6 protein-coding genes are annotated in these 4,429 nt (G+C 39.9%); 1 reads left to right on the forward strand and 5 read right to left on the reverse strand.

Annotated features, from left to right (window positions below; all coding sequences use genetic code 11):
* The coding region (locus R6U02_RS04960; RefSeq protein ID WP_410262531.1) for a hypothetical protein at positions 1-300 on the forward strand (300 nt) is incomplete at its 5' end.
* Positions 301-450: 150 nt separating this feature from the next.
* On the opposite strand, the gene R6U02_RS04965 is transcribed toward R6U02_RS04960, so the two are convergent.
* The 5 genes from R6U02_RS04965 to R6U02_RS04985 all read right to left on the reverse strand — a co-directional run bounded on the left by R6U02_RS04965 (position 451) and on the right by R6U02_RS04985 (position 4,324).
* Positions 451-660 carry a hypothetical protein gene (locus R6U02_RS04965; protein ID WP_410262532.1) on the reverse strand — a complete coding sequence of 70 codons (210 nt, stop codon included), beginning with the start codon at positions 658-660 and terminating at the stop codon, positions 451-453.
* 24 nt (positions 661-684) lie between these two features.
* On the reverse strand, positions 685-1,611 hold the full coding sequence (locus R6U02_RS04970; RefSeq protein WP_410262533.1) for an alpha/beta hydrolase: 927 nt from the start codon (positions 1,609-1,611) through the stop codon (positions 685-687).
* 24 nt (positions 1,612-1,635) lie between these two features.
* A complete protein-coding gene (locus R6U02_RS04975; RefSeq protein ID WP_410262534.1) occupies positions 1,636-2,355 on the reverse strand; it encodes a CBS domain-containing protein in 720 nt (239 codons plus the stop codon).
* Positions 2,356-2,548: 193 nt separating this feature from the next.
* On the reverse strand, positions 2,549-2,995 hold the full coding sequence (locus tag R6U02_RS04980; RefSeq protein ID WP_410262535.1) for a hypothetical protein: 447 nt from the start codon (positions 2,993-2,995) through the stop codon (positions 2,549-2,551).
* Positions 2,996-3,118: 123 nt separating this feature from the next.
* Positions 3,119-4,324 (reverse strand): acetate/propionate family kinase, encoded by a 1,206-nt coding sequence (locus tag R6U02_RS04985; protein ID WP_410262536.1) that lies wholly within the window; start codon positions 4,322-4,324, stop codon positions 3,119-3,121.
* Between the last annotated feature and the right edge of the window lie 105 nt (positions 4,325-4,429).

Below are 4,429 nucleotides of genomic sequence, written 5' to 3' on the forward strand. Positions count from 1 at the left end.
GTCGAGCTCTCCCGTAACCATTCATTTTTAGTCGCAGAAGGCGATTTTCTAGAAAAAACTCTCACTGCTTTCAAACAGGATAAAAATGCTCTCATAAAAGAGTTTATAAACAGACACTACGAAAACTGCCTTGAGGATGCGGAGAAGCTGAAAACGGACGAGGGCAAACGAAACAGATATGCCAAGGACTATAAGGAATTGACACAGTATTTCAATCAGCTCTCCCCCTCTTTGATCGCTTATATCAATCACCAATGGCAAGATAAGATCATAAAAACAAAGCCTGTAAAGAAGGAATAATAATGATCGGTACTGAACTGGGTATGGTCGTTCTGACAGTATTGTAGCTTTAGAATGCTATGAAGAAATCTTTGGACTAGAGCGCTTAGAAGTCGCTGATTTTGGCGGCGGACAAAATGACGTCCTCTTCAAACTTTATGCTCTGAAAATTCATATATTGGATGGGAATAATGAAACAGGTCTGAATCCATCGCGTGTACGGCTGTCCAGCCAATCACTGAAATTCCGAACTTCGGTGTGGCCAATGCCATGTTCGTTGATCCGTTTGCCTATCAGTGGCTGCTGCGCCAGGTGCATAAAGACGTCCCGTTTGACAAACGCAGCGTACCTTGGAGAAAAATCGAGATGACCAACAACCAAAAGAGAGCTGAACCGAATTTCGGTTCAGCTCTCTTTTGGTTGTTGGATCAATGATTTAAAATAATCACACTGTATCCTATTCGCTTCCTTTGCCTCGTCCAGACTCAGATTACAATGGAATATGTGGACATACTGTTTCTGACCAGGCTCACCGTGTTTTTTGTATGTGACAGTCACACCGTGTTCAGTCAACACTTCAACCATCGGCAAAGTTTCTTCTCTCAAGAAATCATATTCAGCCGTCATCAAATAAGTGGGCGGAAAGGCCTCTGTGATATAGTCCTGTGTCGCTAACTGGTCTTCATATTGCCGCCAGTTTTCGCCTAGATAATCCTTAAGCAAAAGAACCAGCTCTAAGTTCACATATTTTTTGTTCTTTTCATTCAACGAGACCATCTTGTTGTAGATATTATACATGCCACAGTTTAATGCCACCCCTCGAAGAGTGAAATCCTCAGGCGGATCGAAGGAAAATAATTCAGCATAGTTTGGATTAGAATACAGCGTACTGTACTGAAGGGCCAACTGTGCACCGGCAGAATCACCGACAATAAACACATTGGATACGTCCATATAATACTTTTCGTGGTTATCCATCACCCACTCCATCACCAGGTTCAATTCTTCAAGCTGTGTCGGGTATTTCTTCTTAGGTGCCAGATGGTAACTGGCGTTTACAAACACGAAACCCTGTTTAGCTAAAAACATACCGTAATATAAGTACGTCTTTTTCGTTCCATATACATAGCCGCCACCATGAAAATTGACGATGACAGGTATCGTTCCCTTTGTCCCCTTTGGATAGTAGACGTCCAGACTGTTATGTTTTTCCGATTCGCCGTACTGTATGTCATAATGACCCTGAATCTCCGGATCCACCTCTAAATCCTTGTCTCGTAAATTGTTGTGAAGGGTTGCTCCTATTTTAAGACTTAATGACGCAAAAGACATTCACGCTCACCTCCCCAACAGATTTTATTTATTCGCCACGACTCTCGGGATATCCCAAGGCGTGATGATACCGATCAAATCGCTTTTTCTATTGATTTTTTCACCCTTAGCAATGAGCAAAATATAAGTGGTTCGCCCTTCTTTGATGCGCTCGGAGAAGATTTCTTCGATATCAAAGATGGATTTGTCAGCAGGGATGACTTCATAAAAGTTCTGTTCATCTTCGACTTCTAAAATATGCTTTACGGTCGTATTTTTTATTGACCGAATATCCTGATCCATCGCTTTTGCGAGATATTTCGTTACTCCTATGGAAGATAAAATACCGACCAAGTTATCCCCATCAAATACGGGGAATTGTGTATAACGGACATGATTAATGACGTCCAGCACTTTTTCAAGCGGATCATTGACGTCAAATGTACGGACGCGTTTTAAAAAGACATCTTTCACACGTTTACTGTATTTGATCTTTTCCGTGACCATTTCGATTTGCTCTATAAGCGAATCACTTGGTTGAGCGACTGCTTCATCTCCGTTTATTGTATTGTGCGTGAGCAGGTTCCTGAACTCACGGTAAAAATCAATTTCATCTACATATTTTTCAATGACTTTATCCCGTTTTTTTGCGGCTACGCCCATAAGTTCTCCAAAATTAGTCTCCGGATCTCTGTTCACTTTTTTGGCAATCACATTATGTAACTCATTGAATGCATGCATAAAGCGCTGATAATTAGTTCCCATATATTCTCATCCTTTTCTATTGCCACTTTTTAATCAAATTAATTTTCATTAGCTCCATATTTGTAATATTAAGAGACTTAGATCAAAATCGTTATATTCATTATATCATTTAGCCTTCTCAGCTGGAAAAATGACATCCTGTATGTAAGAAAAACCCCAAGGAGATGATCGCCTGGAGTTCTTCTGTGACTATTTATCTGTCATTAAATTTTCTGATTGGACGACCTTCTGAATCGAACACATACTGTTGTAATTTTTTACTGTCATTCATTGCCAGCATCAAGCGATCACGGTAAGGTTCAGCCAGTTCTTCATATAGTAATGCTTCATCATGCAAGCCGTATTTTTCTCTGATCGAAGCGACTTCGTTCTTATTTCTCGATTTTGCTTTTGCTTTCGGTAAAGGATCTTCAGTTTTCCTTTTCTCGATGCGATAAACATACTTATCATCGTTGTAAATAATTTCCAGAGCGCCTGAATTGGTCCGTTTGTATTCAGCGTGCGGGTAGTCTTCGTTGTGCAGTTCCCACCAGGCTTTGATCCCGTTTATCGCTTCTTCTTCACTTGCGTAACTGCCATGTTCCTTCTTCACGCCGGTCAGTCGATTTTGCCAATAATTGGTATATACTGTTTGTTCCATTCACTACACTCCTTTTATTTAGCTTATCTCTAGTGTATCGTATTTCGAAACGTTTTCAAACGAAATAGGATCGAAAACAACATTTGTTAGAATCTTGTCATTATATTTAATTTTACACCGTATTTAACTATTTACACTTATTTTTTTTAGGCGTTCAACATCCTGTGCAATCATCACTTCTTCATCAGTAGGGATAAGCAGTACTTTTACTTTGGATGTATTAGCTGATATTATTTTTTCTTCTCCCCGGCAATCGTTCCTCTCTTCATCTATTTCCATACCAAGAAATGATAATTCTTCAATAATTTCTTTTCTCAGAGTGATATCATTTTCACCGATCCCGGCTGTAAACACTATGGCATCCAGCCCATTCAAAGTAGCGGCATAAGAACCGATATATTTTTTTATTCGATCTTTAAATATTTCCAGAGCTAGTGATGCCCTTTCGTTAGTCGCTTTCACGGCTTTAAGGTCTCTGATATCATTGGAAATCCCAGATATCCCTTTCAATCCTGACTCACTGTTCAATATTTCAATCATTTCTGATACAGTCTTTATGTTTTCTTTTTCCATGATAAAAGGCAACAAGGATACATCAATATCACCTGAACGTGTCCCCATCGTCAAACCAGCTAAAGGGGTGAAACCCATTGAGGTGTCAACTGACTTCCCACCTTCAATGGCACAGATCGATGCGCCGTTACCTAAATGACAGGAGATTATTTTCAAGTCTTCTATCGGTCTGTTGAGTATTTCGGCGGCTCTATGAGAAACATACTTGTGACTCGTTCCATGATACCCATATTTCCTTGCATTATGTTTCTCGTAATATTCATAAGGAATACTGTATAAAAAATGCACTTCATCCATTGTCTGGTGGAAAGAAGTATCAAATACAGCAATACTCGTTATCTCAGGTAATATCTTTTTAAACGCTTTGATCCCTGTAGCATTGGCCGGGTTGTGCAAGGGCGCCAATTCAGAAAGCAATTCAATCTTTTGGAGAACATCTGCTGTAACAGCTACAGAATCACTAAAATACTCTCCGCCCGCCGCTACTCTATGTCCGACACCAGTAATTTCATCGTAACCAGTCAGAACTGAAAGTTCTATTAATTGCTCAAGTAACATTTGTACAGCTTCTTCATGATCCGTGATAGAAACACTACTTTTTAACTGTTTATCCCCATTGTAAGTAATACTGAAAATAGAGTCATTTTCTCCAATACGTTCAATAATGCCAGCAGCAACAACGACTTCTTCAGGCATGTCATATAATTTCCATTTCAAACTGGAACTACCAGCATTGATTGCCATCGTCTTTACCATTTTTCTCCCCTTTTATATAATTTATATTTTCAGAAATTTATCTTTTCGATTACGCCCGCGAGCGCGCCCAGGAGCTCGACCACGACGGCGTGGTCTTCCCGTGGC

The sequence above is a fragment of the Alkalibacterium sp. genome, assembly GCF_046484155.1.
In the GTDB taxonomy this organism is placed as follows: domain Bacteria; phylum Bacillota; class Bacilli; order Lactobacillales; family Carnobacteriaceae_A; genus Alkalibacterium.

Bases quoted from the DNA above. Each gene is read 5' to 3' on its own strand.
- R6U02_RS04970 (WP_410262533.1), bottom strand. From the start codon at position 1,611: ATGTCTTTTGCGTCATTAAGTCTTAAAATAGGAGCAACCCTTCACAAC.
- R6U02_RS04975 (WP_410262534.1), bottom strand. From the start codon at position 2,355: ATGGGAACTAATTATCAGCGCTTTATGCATGCATTCAATGAGTTACAT.
- R6U02_RS04980 (WP_410262535.1), bottom strand. From the start codon at position 2,995: ATGGAACAAACAGTATATACCAATTATTGGCAAAATCGACTGACCGGC.
- R6U02_RS04985 (WP_410262536.1), bottom strand. From the start codon at position 4,324: ATGGTAAAGACGATGGCAATCAATGCTGGTAGTTCCAGTTTGAAATGG.